General features: G+C 41.7%; 12 protein-coding genes and 1 pseudogene. 7 read left to right on the top strand and 6 right to left on the bottom strand.

Annotated features, from left to right (window positions below):
• Positions 1–12: 12 nt before the first annotated feature.
• The 6 genes and pseudogenes from BM375_RS08780 (at position 13) to BM375_RS08755 (ending at position 7,309) form a co-directional block, all read left to right on the top strand.
• A complete protein-coding gene (locus BM375_RS08780) occupies positions 13–1,851 on the top strand; it encodes a UbiD family decarboxylase (RefSeq protein WP_093365309.1) in 1,839 nt (612 codons plus the stop codon).
• Positions 1,852–2,240: 389 nt separating this feature from the next.
• Positions 2,241–2,435, top strand: a pseudogene (locus BM375_RS17645) (Txe/YoeB family addiction module toxin); the annotation flags it as partial.
• A gap of 295 nt (positions 2,436–2,730) precedes the next feature.
• The gene (asnB, locus tag BM375_RS08770) at positions 2,731–4,419 is read left to right on the top strand and encodes an asparagine synthase B (protein ID WP_093365306.1); all 1,689 of its coding nucleotides are present in this window, start codon (positions 2,731–2,733) and stop codon (positions 4,417–4,419) included.
• Between the two features lie 444 nt (positions 4,420–4,863).
• Complete coding sequence (locus BM375_RS08765; RefSeq protein ID WP_093365304.1) at positions 4,864–5,229, top strand: dihydroneopterin aldolase; 366 nt, start codon at positions 4,864–4,866, stop codon at positions 5,227–5,229.
• Positions 5,230–5,366: 137 nt separating this feature from the next.
• Positions 5,367–5,810: an Hsp20/alpha crystallin family protein gene (locus tag BM375_RS08760; RefSeq protein ID WP_093365303.1), complete on the top strand. Its 444-nt coding sequence runs from the start codon at positions 5,367–5,369 to the stop codon at positions 5,808–5,810.
• Between the two features lie 272 nt (positions 5,811–6,082).
• A complete protein-coding gene (locus tag BM375_RS08755; protein WP_093365301.1) occupies positions 6,083–7,309 on the top strand; it encodes an MFS transporter in 1,227 nt (408 codons plus the stop codon).
• Between the two features lie 79 nt (positions 7,310–7,388).
• Here the strand turns inward: BM375_RS08755 and smc are convergent, their stop codons facing one another.
• The 4 genes from smc to BM375_RS08735 all read right to left on the bottom strand — a co-directional run bounded on the left by smc (position 7,389) and on the right by BM375_RS08735 (position 13,426).
• Positions 7,389–10,925 carry a chromosome segregation protein SMC gene (gene smc, locus BM375_RS08750; protein ID WP_093365299.1) on the bottom strand — a complete coding sequence of 1,179 codons (3,537 nt, stop codon included), beginning with the start codon at positions 10,923–10,925 and terminating at the stop codon, positions 7,389–7,391.
• 115 nt (positions 10,926–11,040) lie between these two features.
• Positions 11,041–11,748, bottom strand: coding sequence for a DUF4397 domain-containing protein (locus BM375_RS08745; protein ID WP_093365297.1), 708 nt, complete (start codon positions 11,746–11,748; stop codon positions 11,041–11,043).
• An 88-nt stretch (positions 11,749–11,836) separates the two neighbouring features.
• The gene (locus BM375_RS08740; protein ID WP_093365296.1) at positions 11,837–12,943 is read right to left on the bottom strand and encodes an EamA family transporter; all 1,107 of its coding nucleotides are present in this window, start codon (positions 12,941–12,943) and stop codon (positions 11,837–11,839) included.
• A gap of 3 nt (positions 12,944–12,946) precedes the next feature.
• Positions 12,947–13,426 (bottom strand): Lrp/AsnC family transcriptional regulator, encoded by a 480-nt coding sequence (locus BM375_RS08735; RefSeq protein WP_093365294.1) that lies wholly within the window; start codon positions 13,424–13,426, stop codon positions 12,947–12,949.
• A 235-nt stretch (positions 13,427–13,661) separates the two neighbouring features.
• On the opposite strand from BM375_RS08735, the gene BM375_RS08730 reads away from it, so the two are divergent.
• On the top strand, positions 13,662–16,583 hold the full coding sequence (locus BM375_RS08730) for an FAD-binding and (Fe-S)-binding domain-containing protein (protein ID WP_244525859.1): 2,922 nt from the start codon (positions 13,662–13,664) through the stop codon (positions 16,581–16,583).
• 153 nt (positions 16,584–16,736) lie between these two features.
• Here the strand turns inward: BM375_RS08730 and BM375_RS08725 are convergent, their stop codons facing one another.
• Entirely contained in the window at positions 16,737–17,162 is a 426-nt protein-coding gene (locus tag BM375_RS08725; protein ID WP_093365293.1) for a PIN domain-containing protein, read from the bottom strand.
• Positions 17,159–17,362, bottom strand: coding sequence for a hypothetical protein (locus BM375_RS08720; protein ID WP_093365291.1), 204 nt, complete (start codon positions 17,360–17,362; stop codon positions 17,159–17,161). Before BM375_RS08720 ends, BM375_RS08725 begins: the two co-directional genes overlap by 4 nt.
• Positions 17,363–17,508: the final 146 nt, after the last annotated feature.

Raw genomic sequence — 17,508 nt, 5'->3', positions numbered from 1 at the left:
TTGAAAGTAATTATGGGATATAAGAGTTTGGCCGAATGTGTGCAGGATTTGGAGCAGAACGGACATCTGATACGTGTTAAGGAAGAAGTAGATCCATATTTGGAAATGGCGGCAATTCATATGCGTGTCTATGATGTGGAAGGGCCGGCTTTGTATTTCGAAAATATAAAAGGATCAAAATTTCCGGCTGTGTCTAACCTGTTCGGTACGTTAGAGCGTTCTAAGTTTATGTTTCGCGATTCGTTGGATCACATCAAGAAACTGGTGGATGTGAAGATGGATCCGATGTCTGTTGTCAAGAAGCCTTTTCACTATATCGGTTCTTCTATGACAGCCTTAGGTGCTCTTCCCTGGAAGAAAAAATCTAATGCGCCGATTTTGTATGGACGTACAACCATCTCTGAACTTCCGCAAATCGTCAATTGGCCGATGGATGGGGGAGCTTTTGTGACCATGCCGCAGGTCTATACTGAGGATGCCGACAAACCGGGCGTGATGCATTCCAACCTTGGTATGTATCGTATCCAGTTGTCGGGAAATGATTATATCCCTGATAAGGAAATCGGGTTACATTATCAGTTGCATCGTGGGATTGGCGTGCATCAAGCGAAAGCCAATGCATTAGGGCAGCCCTTGAAAGTGTCTATCTTTGTCGGAGGGCCTCCCTCGCATCCGCTTTCTGCTGTGATGCCATTGCCCGAAGGTCTGTCTGAAATGATATTCGCAGGAGCTTTAGGGAACAGGCGATTTCGATATTTCTATGATGATGAAGGGTTCTGTATATCCTCGGATGCAGACTTTGTGATTACAGGAACGGTTTACCCCAATGAAAACAAGCCCGAAGGACCTTTTGGCGATCATATTGGTTATTATTCCTTGGTGCACCCATTCCCGTTGATGAAGGTACATCGCGTATATCACCGTGAAAATCCTATTTGGTCGTTCACTGTTGTGGGGCGGCCGCCGCAGGAAGACACCAGTTTTGGGGCATTGATACATGAGATTACGGGTTCTGCTATTCCTCAGGAGATCAATGGTCTTCACGCTGTCCATGCTGTAGATGCTGCAGGGGTGCATCCTTTGCTATTTGCCATCGGAAGCGAACGGTATACTCCCTACCAAAACGTAGAACGCCCGCAGGAATTATTGACCATTGCCAATCAGATTTTGGGTAAGAACCAGTTGAGCTTGGCAAAATACCTGTTTATTTCTTCGTATGCTGATAATCCGGAATTGGATATTCATGATGTTGTTGGTTTTATGTCTCATATATTGGAACGCATTGATTGGACGCGTGATGTGCATTTCCAGACCAATACGACTATTGATACCTTGGATTATTCGGGTGATGGCTTGAATGCAGGATCTAAGGTCGTATTCGCGGCTGTTGGGGGGCGAAAATACAAACTGGCAAACGAATTAACCGCCAATCTTGATCTACCGCAACCTTTTCAGGGAGCAAAATTAGCCTTGCCAGGCGTGATGGTAGTGGATGGCAAATCTTTTACATCATACGAACAGGAACAGTCGGTGATAGAAACCTGGACAAGAACTATAGATAAGGATAAACTAAACGGGATTCGTCTAATCGTATTGGTAGATGATGCAGGATTTGCCGCGGATACGGTGAATAATTTTGTTTGGGTCACCTTTACGCGGAGCAACCCTTCGCACGATACCTACGGAGTGGACAGCTTTACGGAGTTTAAACATTGGGGTTGTCGCGGGCCATTGATTATCGATGCCCGGAATAAACCACATCATGCGCCGCCATTAATAAAGGATGAAGCTGTGGAGCGGAGAGTGGATCAGTTGGGAGCTAAAGGGGGTTCGTTGCATGGGGTGATATAGAGGAAGGGGGGGGAACAGATTCCATATCATACATTAGACATATCTCTATATTTTCGTATCTTTGAGTAAAACAAGCAGTATGAAAACAATAATTTTTGAAGCAGAAACATCGGAAATCGAAAAGATTTAAAACGTACTGAAAGCTCTTGGTATAAAAAAGATTAAGGAAGTCGAAACTTCTGAATATCCTCAATTTGATAAAGTCGAATATACAAAGGAAGAGTATGAGAAGATGTTGGATTTTTCGAAGAAGACTAGATCTGCCAGTGTTTTGAAGACTAAAAAGGATGTTATTGACTTTATTGATTCGCTATGAGTTTCTCCATTGCGTATTCCGACAAGTTTTCAGATGACGTCAGAAAGCATAAAAGGCCGGGCAAAAGAAACTAGTTGAGAAAATAGTGGATTTCATTACTGCGTGTCAAGATAACCCACGGAGTGGTATAGGTAAACCCGAACAATTGAAATATAGGAATACGGAAACATGGTCCCGGCAGATAAATAAACAACATCGATTTGTTTATGAAATATCAGAGGATGAAGTCTTCTTAATTTCGGCTTGGGGACATTATAATGATAAATGAAAATTGACAACCTCTGGAAAGACAAGGTGAACCAAAAATCCTACAAGGAATGTATTGGTTTGCTCATTGACGAAGGTTAGGAAAGTCGTTTAAACGGAGAGCGTCCTGATTTATATCAGGACGCTCTCCGTTTTTAATAAAAGTAATGTTTGGGTTCTAAATTTTCAATAAAACTATATTTTTGTTATTTTATTTTCAAATAATTGTTAAAAATATTGTGAATTTAGTTTTATAATGATTTACTTTGTGGAGTAATTTTAATAAAACATAGAAATCGTTAGTAAAAATTAAATTTATGTGTGGAATTGTAGGTGCTTTTGAATTGAAGCAAGCTTCTGCGGAAGCCTTGAGAGCTCAGGTGTTGGAGATGTCTAAGCGTATCCGTCACCGCGGACCGGATTGGTCGGGTATTTTTGCTGGAGAAAAGGCGGTCTTAGCGCATGAGCGTTTAGCTATTGTCGATCCCCAATCAGGGAGTCAACCTTTGTATAGTCCGGACGGTCAGGTCGTTTTGGCTGTGAACGGTGAGATATACAATCATCAACAACTACGAAATTCTATTCCAAATTATAATTTTGCTACACAATCTGATTCGGAAGTTATTCTGGCGCTTTATCTTGAAAAAGGACCCGCGTTTATTGAAGAATTGAACGGTATTTTTGGTTTTGCTTTGTATGATGCACGCAATGATGCTTTCTTAGTGGCTCGCGACCACATGGGGATTATTCCACTATATTATGGGAAAGATAGCGAGGGGCAAGTGTTTGTCGCTTCGGAATTAAAGTCGTTGGAAGGATTTTGTGAGGTGATCGAGCAGTTTCCTCCGGGACATTATTGGTACAGTGCGGAGAGTGAAGCTCCTCAGCTCTGGTATCAGCGTGATTGGGAATCTTTTGATGCGGTGAAAGATGAAGAAACGGATTTGGCTGTTTTGCGCAAGGCATTGGAAGATGCTGTGCATAGACAATTGATGTCGGATGTGCCGTATGGTGTGTTGTTGTCGGGGGGATTGGATTCTTCGGTTATAGCTGCGATTACGAAAAAATTTGCTTCAAAACGTATTGAGTCAGGGGATGAAGAAGAAGCATGGTATCCACGTTTGCACTCTTTTGCTGTGGGATTAAAAGGCGCACCGGATTTGATCGCTGCGCAAAAGGCGGCAGATCATATTGGTACGATCCATCACGAAATTAATTTCACTATCCAAGAGGGCTTGGATGCGATACGCGATGTGATCTATCATCTGGAAACGTATGATGTGACTACAATCCGGGCTTCTACGCCTATGTATTTGTTGGCGCGTGTTATTAAGTCGATGGGTATTAAAATGGTACTTTCGGGTGAAGGGTCGGATGAGTTGTTTGGTGGTTACTTATATTTCCATAAAGCGCCAAATGCACAGGAGTTTCATGAGGAAACGGTGCGTAAGCTAAAGAAATTATATCTTTATGACTGTTTGCGGGCAAATAAATCTTTGGCGGCATGGGGAGTAGAAGGTCGAGTTCCTTTCTTGGACAAAGAGTTTATGGATGTGGCGATGCGCTTGAATCCTGCCGATAAAATGATTCGTGAGGGACGTATGGAAAAATGGGTTGTGCGCAAAGCGTTCGAGGATTACCTGCCTGAAAGTATTGCATGGCGCCAAAAAGAACAGTTTTCGGATGGTGTAGGTTATAGCTGGATAGATACACTCAAAGCGCAGGCAGAGAGTAAGGTGACAGATGAAGAATTTGCAGGCGCTGCGGAAAGATTCCCGGTCAACACACCTAAAAATAAAGAAGAATTTTTGTATCGTACCATATTTGAATCGCATTTCCCTTCGGAAGCTGCGGCAAAGACAGTGCCTTCTGTGAAGTCTGTGGCGTGTAGTACACCAGAGGCCTTGGCTTGGGATGCATCATTCCAAAACTTAAATGACCCTTCAGGGCGAGCAGTTGCTGCGGTGCATAACGATAGCTATGCCAAAAAATTAGAGACGGTTTAAGAATAATAACATAAATAGGCGATGCCGCCGTTGCGAGCAACGGCGGCATCGCCTATTTATGTTGTTTCAAATGCAAATTAAAACAACGTACAATTTTTTCATATAGGATGCTTTGCTTTTAATCCTTTTAGGGTTCGTCCGTGAAATTGATGCGGTTAAGGTCGGAAAAGGACTGTGAATGTCAATTTCGGAGGGCTTAATTATCGTGTTTTATTCGGACTGGCTGTAGACCTTGTTCGCTCTTTGTTCGCCCGGTTACCCGGTTTTTACTGAGCTTTTACCGAGAGTTTACCGTGAAATGCACGGTAAAAGTACGATAACTTCACGGTAAATCTTCGGTAAATGGCCGAAGAGTGTCCGAAGAAAGGGCGAAGCAGGTCTGTAGAAAGTATAGTAAAATAATAAGTAAAACAGACTGTTTGGAATTTTTGTTAAGTTTGTGGTATGGGGACAATTACACAGGAGGTATCATTAAGTCAGGTGCGTTTTTTTTCGCCAATCGGTTTTTATGAAGAAGAACAGGTTTTAGGCAATGAGTTTTTTGTTGATGTAAGTGTTCGTTTTCCTTTTGAGAACCTAGATGCTGAGGATCTGCAAAACACGTTAAATTATGCAGAGCTATATGTTATCTTGCAAGAGGTGATGCGTCCTAAAAGAAAGCTTATCGAATCGGCTGCTCAAGCCATCTTGATGGAGATACGTACGCGTTATCTTTTTACGGAAGAGATTACTGTGCGTATCACAAAGACTACGCCTCCCTTTGGAACGGATTCTGCCCATTCTGCGGTCTGTTTACAATATAAGCGATAGGTTTTAAGACAAAAAGTCATCTTATTTTGAATGTTTAGTGTCAAAATGGCTTGGTTTTTCTATTTTTTTCAATCGGCATAAGGTTTGACTTAAGCTTGGTGTAATTGATTAAAAGAAAAAAATAGGAGGATATAAACATGGCATTAATTAAATTTCCAACCAAAACATTGAATACAGATGGTGTAAATCCGTATGTGAACAGTTTTTTTGATAATTTCTTTAACGATTCTTTTGTTGGCGATCGTTTGGTGACGAGAGTTCCTGCGGTGAATATCGCAGAAACTGATAAAACGTTTAATATCGAATTGGCAGCTCCGGGATTGCAGAAATCGGATTTCAAAATCAATGTTGATAAAAACCTGATTACGATTTCTGTGGAGAAAAAAGAAGAAAATAATGTAGAGGAAAAATTGTACAGCAAACGTGAGTTTAGCTACACCTCTTTCACCCGGTCTTTTTCTCTTCCGGATACGGTGGACTACAGCAACATCACTGCTTCTTATGAAGATGGTGTATTGGTGCTTACAGTAGGTAAAAAAGAAGAATCGATTGTTGCGAAACGATTGATCGAAGTAAAATAAAAGTGTAGTAAGTGTTTTAAGGTGAGAATAGCTCCTGCGATTTTTTTGCAGGGGCTATTTTTTATTTATTACGGAAATTTACTACTTTTGACGCTATGAAAATTACTGCTCTATACAGGATATTGACTGTGCGCGATAGAATAGCGTAAGTGCCGGTTCCTACACTGGTTATCCATTAGGAATAGGCCGTTTCGGGTTTTATTCCACAGCTTATATATTTGTTTTGTACGGTTGTAGAAGGCCGGATTCGTTTTATTTATTCGTGTTTTCTTATGAAAGAAAAAGATTCTTGGAAAAGGAAGTTCCTCTTTATATGGATTGGGCAATTTATTTCCCTAATTAGCAGCTCTGCTGTGAATTTCGCCATTATTATATGGTTGAGTATCGAGCACGGCTCTGCGGAGGTGCTTGCTTACGGTGCTATTGCGGGGATGCTTCCTGCTGGTATTATAGGGCCGTTTGCTGGTGTATATATTGACCGCTGGGATAGAAAAAAGACAATGATGTTGGCAGATGGTTTTGTTGCCTTATGTACATTGGTTATGTCGATTAGTTTCTATATGGGCTATGAAAGCCTGATTCTTATCTATGCAATGTTGGCTTTGCGCTCAGTAGGATCTGCATTCCATATGCCGGCTATGCAGGCCTCAGTTCCAATGATTGCGCCCGAAAGTGAATTGTTGCGTATCGCAGGGATCAATCAGATGATCCAGTCTGTTTCGGCAATCGCTGGTCCCGCTTTGGGCGCTTTGGCGATATCCTTAATGTCTATAGGTAATGTACTTTTATTAGATATTGGTGGAGCAGTGGTGGCTATTATATCTTTGCTATTTGTCCATATACCTAATCCTGAAACTACCGAGAAGGCCAAAGCAAGCTTAGCGCAGGCTTGGTATGATCTGAAGTTGGGGATGAAAGCTATTGCGGATAATAAGGGGTTGACCTGGTTGTTTATCTATATCTCTATTGGTACTTTCTGTATTATGCCTATTGCTGTGTTGTTTCCTTTGCTCACATTACAATATTTTGGTGGTGGTAAATGGGAGATGAGCATCGTGGAGGTAGTCTGGGGGATAGGTATGTTGGTCGGGGGGAGTATGTTGGGGATTTTTAAACCTAGTACTCCAAAAGTAGTGCTGATTAACTTGATGCATGTCATTCTCGGCGTTAGTTTATCGCTTTCGGGCCTTATACCACCCAATACATTCTGGATTTTTGTAGGTTTAACAGCTATTGCTGGTATAACGGCCGCAATTTATAATGCGAGCTTTACAACGGTTCTGCAAGAAGAGATACGCCCGGAGCTTATGGGGCGAGTTTTTTCCTTGTATTTTAGTATTGCTATTATCCCGACTGTGATTGGTTTACTAGGAACGGGTTGGGCAGCCGATTTTTTTGGTGTAAATAATATCTTTATTGTGCTGGGTATAGTGATTGTACTTGTTGGTGTGCTATCTTTTCTGAATAAGAGTATTATGGGACTGGGGCGTAAGGGATAGAGAAATAAGAGCATAAAGAGCAAAGAAGAAAGAGAAAAGATTAAGTCTTGTCTCTTGCTTCTTTGCTCTTTATTCTTATCTAAGCCACATCTCTTAAATCTACAGGAACAACACGTGACACCCCTTGTTCTACCATGGTAACTCCGTAAATAATGTCGGTGCTGGCAATGGTGCGCTTGTTGTGCGAGACGATAATGAACTGAGAGTTTTTCGAGAAATCCCGGATAATATTGTTGAACTTATCAATGTTGGTGTCGTCCAATGGGGCATCTACCTCATCGAATATACAGAACGGAGCGGGTTTGTGGAGATACAGTGAGAACAGTAATGCTGTCGCGGTCAGTGTTTTTTCTCCTCCTGAAAGTTGGTTGATAGACAATGGTCGTTTACCCTTTGGTCTCGCGACAATGTCAATATCGGACTCTAAAGGATTGGCGGGATCGGTCAGCACCATGTCGCAGGAATCCTCTTGGTTGAACAGAGAGCGGAATACCTGAACGAAGTTTTCACGCACGGTGTTGAATGTGTGCATGAATTTGCTGTTTGCCGTTTGGTCGATTTCGTTGATGGTACTCATGAGAGAAGCCTTAGCCTCCATTAAGTCTGCTTTTTCTTTAGATATAAACGTATGGCGTTCGAGCATTTCGTCGTATGCCTCCTTTGCCATTGGGTTTATCGACCCGTAGGTATCCAACTGTTTTCGAAGTTGATCGCAGCTGCTTGATAGCTCTTGCTGTGAAGCTTGCAATTCGGGTATTTCACTTTGCAACAGTTCATTGATGTCAATGTTGAACTCTACTGCCAATCGCTCTTTTAAAGAATTGAGATCTATCTGTAAGGCAGTCTTTTTCTCCTTAAGTTCCGAAAGTAGGAAGTCATTTTGATCTTTGTTGCGGCGTAATTGGGTGATTTCCTCTTCTAAATCATTGATTTTCTTTCGCGAAGTATAAAAATCTTCCTCCATCTCCTGCAACCCTTTTTCCAACGATTCTTTTTGCGCATACATCGCTACAAGGTCGTCATCGTTATGGTCAACATATTGCATGGCATCCTTCATGTCAACTTTGACTTGCTCGTATTCCAGGCTGTTTTTTTCAACGCGGATTTCTAAGGCCTCTTGTTGACTCTCGCGATATTCCAGATCCTTTTGCAGGCTGGATACTTTGTTTTGCTGTTGATGGAAGCGGATGTTTTCCTGGTTGAATGCTGTGGATTTTTCCGTTAAAATATCGGCTATTTCATTGTAAGCATTTTGCAGTTCAGCCAATTGCTTTTGGTGTGTTTCGGCTTCTACTTTAAGTATCTGTAATTCCGGTTCTGCTTTTTGTAATTCGTAGCTAATCACAGTGATTTTGCTTTCGATGTCCTGCTTGCGGTTCTGGCTTGTTGTTATGAAAGTCTGGTATTGCTCTTGTTTGGTTTTTACGGAAATCAATTCATTGTTCAGGCGGTTCAATACAGCGCGAAGTTCATCGATAACATCTTTCTGTGAAGAAATCCGTAGCGTAGCCAGTGTGTCTACATCTGCTGCTTCATTTTCCTGTAATTTTTCTATACGTTGGTTGATTTCCTTAATCTCTTTTGCCAGATTCTCTAGGTTTTTTGCCCTACCGATACGTTTTCCTTCAAATAAACCTACGGAGCCACCACTTAGTCCCAGTCTATTCTTGGCGAACTTTCCTTCGGGGTGCAATATGATAATGTCTTCTTGTGGCAATTGTTGCTCTAATGTGTCGACAGCATCTGGTTTTAGGATAAATACATGCTGCAATAGCTGTTCGCATAAAGCGCTATATTTTTTATCGACCTTGATCACGTCTAATGCTGATACGGCATTTTCAGGTTTTGTAGGTGTATTTTCTGCAACCTGGATGGCATCCAGAACAAAAAAGTTTGCCCGACCGCGGGATGCGTCACTTAACAATTGTATAGCCTGTACAGCTTCCTGCTGGCTTTCCACCACATAATGGTTCATGATGGGTTCCAAATAGTTCTCAATGGCTACCCGATATTCTTCTTGACAGAAAAGAATGTCAGAAAATAAAGGATAGGATTTTCTCCATCCTGCATTTTTTCGTAGGAACTTAATAGATTCTGGAAATCCTTCGAGGTTGTCAACCAAAGACTTTGTCAGGTTGTATTCGTTCTGTTTGGCGTCAACTAAGCGCGATTCACGGTTTAGTTGTGTGCGGGTCTCGTTGAGTCGTTCTTCGATGGTCTGCATCTGTTGTTGCAGGGCGTTCTCCGCTTGTTGTGCTTCTTCATATTGTGCTTGTTGCTGGGCAACGCGTTCTTCCAAATCTGTGACGGCTTTGTTAAATTCATTCAGTTCTTCGACTCTGGAAGTCGCATCTGTCATCGTGCGAAGCGATTCTTGTTGCAAAGCGTCTTTCTGGATGTGCAGGACGGCAATATCCTTTTCTAATTTGTAGATTCTGTTCTGAATATCACTGCTTTCTTGTGTGAAGGCATCGAGTTTCGCTTTGGCGGAACGCTGTTGGTTTCGTAATCCCTCTACCTCCGTTTGGTTATGTTGTATATCTAACTGGAAAACATCTAATTTGCCCTGTTCTTCAAATAGCTCTTCATTCAACCTTTTTAGGGTGTGCTGTACATGCTCAAGCTGTTTTTTGTCGGTGTTGAGTTCGGCGGTCAAGCGCATTTCCTTGTCCTGCAAGTGACGCATCTGCTCATTCTTGATTTTTTTATCCGACTCATAAGCGCGAATCTTATGGATGTATTCGTTTGTGCTTTTCTGTTGCTTGGCGAGATTTTTCTCTTTGGCAAGCATGTCTTGACGGAGATCGCGAAGTTGGTTTTCCTGCTCTTCGATTTTGCCGTTGGTTATCTGGATATTTTCTTGTTGCGTCTGTTCCTGTTCGGCGATCCGTTCCAAATCGTTGCTGAAATTTTCCAATCGGTAATACGCCAAACCAATACTTGCTTCTTTATACTCTTCTTTCAGTTGGAAGTATTTATCGGCTTTTTTAGCCTGTGTTTCCAGCTGTTTTAGATTCTTGTTGATTTCATATAGCAAATCGTCCACACGCGACAAATCGGATTCAGTGTCCTTTAAGCGTGATAAGGTCTGCTTTTTGCGTACTTTATATTTGGAAATACCAGAAGCTTCTTCAAAAAGATTACGGCGGGAATTGTCCTTGTTATTGATGATTTCGTCAATCATCTTCAATTCGATAATAGCATAGGAGTCAGCACCTAGGCCTGTATCTAAAAATAGATCTGTAATGTCCTTTAGCCGGCATTTGACATCATTTAAGCGATACTCACTTTCACCCGTGCGGTAGAGTTTACGGGTGATAGTAACGGTGGTGAACTCTGTGGGGAGAAGCTTGTTGTTGTTCTCGAAAGTGAGCGATACCTCGGCAAGGTTGGCCGGTTTGCGGTTGGCTGTTCCGTTGAAGATGATGTTCTCCATCTTCTCGGAGCGGAGCATGCGTGTGCTCTGTTCGCCCAGCACCCAACGTATTGCATCCACCACATTGGATTTTCCACAGCCATTAGGTCCAACGATAGCCGTTACTCCTTCATTAAAGTTGATGGTAATCTTATCGCCGAAGCTTTTAAACCCTTTTATTTCCAGCTTTGTTAATTGCATCGCAAGCTATTTTTTTGTCAAAATTGTGGACGAAAATAAGGATTTTTGGGGAGAACTGAAAAGCAAAGAGGCGATGGGTTAATCCATCGCCTCTTTGCTTTTCAGTTTATTTTCTTTAATGTTGGACAACGCCTAAATACAAAGGTGTCTGTGCGTGGTCTTTGGTACCAGATAGCATAATTGTGTAGTATCTGCCTTTTTCAAAATTGAAATTTTCACGTTTAACCAAGATAGTGCCTTCGCTATCCTTGGCTACGAGGGTATATGTGCCTGAAGTGTGTGCTGTAAACCGTTGATTCTGTACAGCAGATGTGCCGGAATCCATGGAACGATTGGAGAAAATAGGGTCTTCTTCGCCCTCGATAAAAATGGAGATAGCGGATGTGTTGTTGCCAAAGTTGAGGAAACGAAAAGCAGATTTTTCAGCGTCAAAATCTTTGATAACCGTGTCCTGTGTCATTGCGAATTTAGGTGATTTCTGTGTGCCAAAAACAAATGCAGTGTACCCTTTGCCTGCTTCCACATTGATTAGTGTGTCGATAAATGTTTTGTTCTGGTTGATGCTGAAAATCTCAAGCTGTCTTTTTCCGGGATATACACCGTTGTAAGGCATCAATACTTTTTTGTATTCCAGCCCAAAGGGTGGTTGGTTGCCGTTTAAATCAAAATTAAGTCCTGTAGCTTCAGGGAAGGCATTGACAAAAGTCATCAGCGCAATGTTAGAAGGGTAATCATTACCGTATCCATCGTTGTCTTTTAAGCAGCTGCTAAAACTGATTATCCCCACAAATAATAAACACAGTTTTATGAACGAATTTTTCATGATGTTGTATTGTTTTTTTCTTTTTCAACTCATACGGAGGAAAAAAGGGCTTCGCTACAGCATTCGATAAAAAAAGTAAAGCGGACTCTTATAGATCCGCTTTATTTTTCTTTTTTTCGTGTTTGTCGTTGAAGTTGGATAACTCCAGAAGCCTTGGCACACTTCGGTAAGGTACAGCATCGCGCAGTTTTTTGATACGTTTGGCGCGCTTGTACACTTTAAATTTTTTGTTGTCCCGATATAAGTTCCAGTTCATCAATAGAACGCTGCCTAGTACTACGGTAAGACCAATAATCTGCAGTGAGGTGACATGATGGTCTGTAAAATAATGTGCCAACACCAGTGCTACGATAGGGTTGATGTACGCATGGGTGCTTACTTCGGTTGCAGGTCTATGTTGTAAAAGCCAAATATAGCTGCCGAAGGCAAGTATGGATCCCATGGTGGCGAGGTAAATCATCGCACCCCAGTCTTCGGGAAGCACATCTGCAAATTTAAATCGGCTGTATTCGCCATTGAAGGAGGCAACTAATGTGAACGAAACCCCTGCACAAACCATTTGCCACGCTGTTTTGACCATAACATCCAAGTCTTCTTCATCGGTCTCTTTTTGGTTGCGGTCTCTTCTTTCTTTACTGTATTTAGAAAGTAGGGAGCCTATCGTCCAGGCAATGGTTCCGCAGACTAACACAATCATTGCTGTGACTTTCATATTCCCCTCTTCGGGAGAATCGTCTTGGGCGAAAATCTGTTCAGCAAAAAGCATAAATACGCCTAAGAAACCAAAGATAAGTCCCAAAACTGTTGTTGGGCTGGAAAAATTCTGCTTCCATTTTGGCTTGTCAAAAATGACGAACCAAATAGCTGTGGCTGCCGCAATAATGGTTGCAATAGCACTGGATATGTGCTGCTCTGCCCAGATAATAGCTGCCATATCAATAAAAAGAAGTAAAAAGCCTACAAAGAGTGCATCTTTCACAGCTTGCTTTGCGTAAAGTTTATACCCTTTGAAGTAGCAATATGTCATGAGTAAGCTTCCCGCTATGACAAAGCGGATGGAACCCAGAACAAAAGGGGGAAAGCTATGTAAAGCTTTTTCAATGAAAAAAAATGTAGATCCCCAGACCAAGTACACGACAAGGTAGGCAAACACCAAACTGGTAGTAGAGGGGCTGCTTTTATTTTCTTTTACCATTTTTTATTTCTGCGTTGGAATAACGAGCTTTTGTTCTTCTTTAACCGTTTCCAGTACGATTGTTGTGCGGGTAGATATAATCCCATCAATTCGACCCAAAGAGTTGCGCATTAAGTCTACCAAGCCTGCGGAATCGTTGGTTCTCACTTTGACTAGATAGCCATCGTCGCCAGCAATATCGTGAACTTCTTGTACTTCAGGGATTTCAGCTAAAAGGAGTCCGACTTTTTGCTCTCCGATAATGTCTTGTGCTTTGATAAAAATAAAGGAAAGAAGCTTTTGGTCTAATGCCTGTGGGTTGATTTTGGCATTATACTGTAAGATCACTTCCTTCTGTTCTAATTTTTTTACACGTTCTAAAATAGCAGATGGAGCCATGCCTAATTCACGCGCAATGTCCGCATTGTTGGTACGGGCATTGTCCTGCATAATGCGCAGGATTTGATAATCAATATGATCGAGATTGTATTCTAATTTTGCCATAACGGTACAAAAGTAATGGTTTCAGAATAATATTCAAAATATATGTTTAATAATTGAATATTATTCATTGTTATTTTTGTTGTTTGAAATTTTGTTTTGAATTTTAAGTGTTGTTCAGTATGAAATTACATTGCGTTTTTGTGCGTTTTGTTTATTTGGTTAAGCAAGAATTGTGCTTTTTTCTATCAAAATTTCATCTAATCTATGTAGATTTGTTCAATAAAAAAACAAAAACGTGCAAGTACTCCATAGACTTCATCAGCTTACTAAACAATTGCAGTGCGAGCTGTTCTATAATCCTGAAGATGCGACGCATCAGACTATGCGCATGGCTTACGCCACGGACGCTTCTGTTTATCAGGAAATGCCATTGGCCGTAGCTATTCCTAAAGATAAGCAAGATTTAAGAACACTGATAACTTTTGCGAAACAGGAAGGCGTGACACTTATTCCTCGCACTGCTGGAACTTCGTTGGCCGGTCAGGTCGTGGGTAAGGGAATTGTAGTCGATGTTTCCCGTGGTTTTAACCGCATACTTGAGGTGAATGTCGAAGAAGGTTGGGTGCGTGTAGAGCCAGGTATTATCCGTGATGATCTGAACAATTATTTAAAGAAATACGGGCTTATGTTCGGTCCGGAAACCTCTACGGCGAGTCGTGCGATGATCGGTGGAATGATCGGGAATAATTCCTCGGGCTTGCATTCTATTGTCTGGGGCGATACGCGAAAAAATCTGTTGGAAGCAAACGTCTTGCTTGATGATGGTTCGGAAGTACTTTTTGGAGCACTAGATGAGAAGGCATATTTTCAGAAGCTTTCTGCTCAGACACGCGAGGGCGAGATCTATAGAACGTTGAATGTATTGCTAACCGATAAAACAAATGTTGCTGCGATACAATCAGGCTATCCAAAAAAGACATTGACACGACGTAATACGGGCTATGCATTGGATTTTTTGGTCGATAGAGATAAGCCTTTCAACTTATGTTCGCTTTTAGCAGGATCAGAAGGGACACTGGGTATTGTTACGGAAGCTAAATTACAGCTTATGCCTTTGCCTCCAAAGGAAATAGGCTTACTTTGTGTGCATTTTGCCGATATGGTGGAATGTATGCACGGAAATAATGTTGCTTTGGCCCATCAGCCGGAAGCGTCAGAACTTGTAGATAAGTATATTCTGGATTTTACGGTTGGTCATCCGACTTATCAGTATAACCGTTTCTTTATAGAAGGTGATCCGCAAGCTTTGCTGATTGTGGAATTTCGAGCAGATACCTTGGAGGAACTGCAATATAAGGCGACGGCATTAAAACAGGATCTGATAGAAAAAGGGTTGGGGTATGCCTACCCGTTTATCACTGGGACGGAACAAACGAATCTGGTTTGGGATGTGCGTAAGGCTGGCCTAGGGCTTATTCGTAATCTACCGGGCGATGAGCAACCGGTAAACCTGATTGAGGATTGTGCCGTTTCACCGGAAGATTTGCCGGATTATGTTGCGGATATCCAGCAGTTGCTCAAAGAAGAAGGTGTGCACGCTTCTTACTATGCGCATGCGGGGGCGGGGGAATTGCATATTGAACCTTTTGTCAATCTGAAAACTGCCGAGGGGCGTAAAAAATTTCGTTCGATTCTGGAGAAAACAACCGACCTGGTACTGAAATACAACGGTTCATTAAGTGGAGAGCATGGCGATGGCCGTTTGCGTGGTGAATTTATAGGTAAAGTTTTGGGTGAACAGGTTTATGCCTTGTTAAAGCAAACCAAAAGCATCTTTGATCCGTCGGGAATTTTCAATGCAAATAAAATTGTCGATACGCCTCCTATGGATACCGCTTTGCGGTATGATACGGTGACCGATGGTAAAAGTATTTCCACCTATTTTGATTTTACGGCACAGGAAAGTATTCTGCGTCTGGCAGAGAAATGCTCGGGTTCGGGCGACTGCCGGAAAACGGAGATTACGGGTGGCACAATGTGTCCTTCTTTTATGGCCACACGTAATGAAAAGGATACGACCCGCGCTCGGGCAAATATGTTGCGTCAATTCCTGACGAACTCTACAAAACAAAACCGCTTTGACCATGAAGAAATTAAGGAGGTCATGGACCTCTGTTTGAGTTGCAAAGCTTGCAAGAGTGAATGTCCGTCCAGCGTGGACGTAGCGAAGATGAAAGCAGAATTTTTACAGCATTACTATGATGCGCATGGTGCATCCTTCCGCTCTACTTTGATAGCCAACTTTACTAAAAGCCAGCGTTTGGGAGCGTATGTTGCACCCTTGTACAATGGTATCATTAAAACCCCTTTTTTAGCAGGTCTGGTTAAAAGGGTAGCTGGGTTTGCATCAAAACGTTCTTTGCCTACTGTGCATGGTACTACGCTCTCCCAGTGGGTACGAAAGCAATCTCCACAGAGGGGAATTCGAAAAGTTTATCTCTTTAGTGACGAGTTTACGGAATATAATGACACGGAGATTGGCATCACCGCGTATAAGCTCTTAACTGCTTTGGGCTATGAGGTCGTTGTGCCAAAACATTTGGAAAGTGGAAGAACTTATCTTTCCAAAGGCTTTGTTAAAGAGGCGCAAAAGATTGCCCTGCGGAATGTGGATATCCTAAAAGATATTGTTTCCGAAGATACACCGCTATTGGGCTTGGAACCGTCGGCTATCCTTACTTTTCGTGATGAGTATGTGGATTTGGTGGATAGTTCTCGGAAAGATGCTGCTCGTAGGCTAGGACAGCAGGCTTTGATGATTGACGAGTTTCTAATGCGAGAAGTGGACGCCGGACGCCTTCGTGCAGAACAATTTAGTGATGAAGCGAAAAAGATAAAGCTGCATGGACATTGCTATCAAAAGGCTTTTCATCTGGTTGGTTATACAGAAAAATTACTTTCTCTGCCTCAGAATTATACGGTAGAGGTAATACCTTCTGGTTGTTGTGGTATGGCGGGATCATTCGGCTACGAAAAAGAGCATTATGACGTGTCGATGAAAGTAGCAGAACTGGTACTGTTGCCAGCCGTACGGGAAACTGACGAGGATGTGCTTATTGCAGCCGCAGGGACATCCTGCCGACATCAAATCAAGGATGGTGTAGGAAGAAGGTCCTATCATCCGGTTGAGATTCTGTATGATGCTTTGGTGAAGTAAGTAAGAATTCTTTTCTTTCGGTTTTCAGGATGCCCAATTCAATTTGGTAATACCCCTTTTTACTTTTGGTGAAGACTAAATCTGATTTGGTAACACTTTGTATTTTTTAAACGCCAAAAACTTGTAGTTGTATCGGTCAATTAGAGATCACTATTAAAGTTCTTTCACTTCATTTGTGTTGATAACTTTATCAAATCCTTTTGACTTTAGTCCATTATACAAAACTTTGTCCCCTGTCCACAAATATGCATCTAAATAGAGCGATAAAGCGACAAAAGCAACATCATCGGGGTCAATATCCATGACCAATTCGGAGGCTTCTCTCCAATATCTCTCTGGTATCATTTCCAAACTTAAACATTCGATATGTTTGAAAATACGGTATTTGGCGACCTCTAACTGTTCATCGGACAGTTTGGATACTTTCTTTAATTTCTCACGATGATGATCGAGCTCCAAATACAAATATTCACTTGAGTAAAAATGGAGTTTGCTATTTGCGATAATAATTTCTGCAATGACACTATTGGTGTTTACCAATGAACTAAATACAACATTAGTATCTACAATAATTTTCATTTGATGAATTTGTCACGATTTTTCTCCCACCAACCTTTATTTGCGGATTTGGCAATGTCATCAATATCGCTTTGTTTTGCTTGACTTTGTGCAGTTGCTTCTTTATAAAACATCAAGTCTATGATACGCTGAATTTCATCAAACTTTACCGTTTTGGGTAGTCGTATCACAATTTCGTCATTTACTCTTTCTACAACCATAACACTGGGTTTTTTAGTTTTACTCTATACAAAAATACAAAAATTTTCGTACAAAAACCCTTGAATCTACGGAACCTAAAGGATAATTTTGCTTATGTTTTGGAGTGAGTGGCACAGTTCACTTTACACCCTCGGTTTATGTTTTA

Origin of the sequence: Sphingobacterium wenxiniae, from assembly GCF_900116225.1 — a bacterium.
GTDB classification, from domain to species: domain Bacteria; phylum Bacteroidota; class Bacteroidia; order Sphingobacteriales; family Sphingobacteriaceae; genus Sphingobacterium; species Sphingobacterium wenxiniae.
Note: the sequence above shows the minus strand (reverse complement) of the source record. Positions and strands in the feature narration are given on the sequence as shown.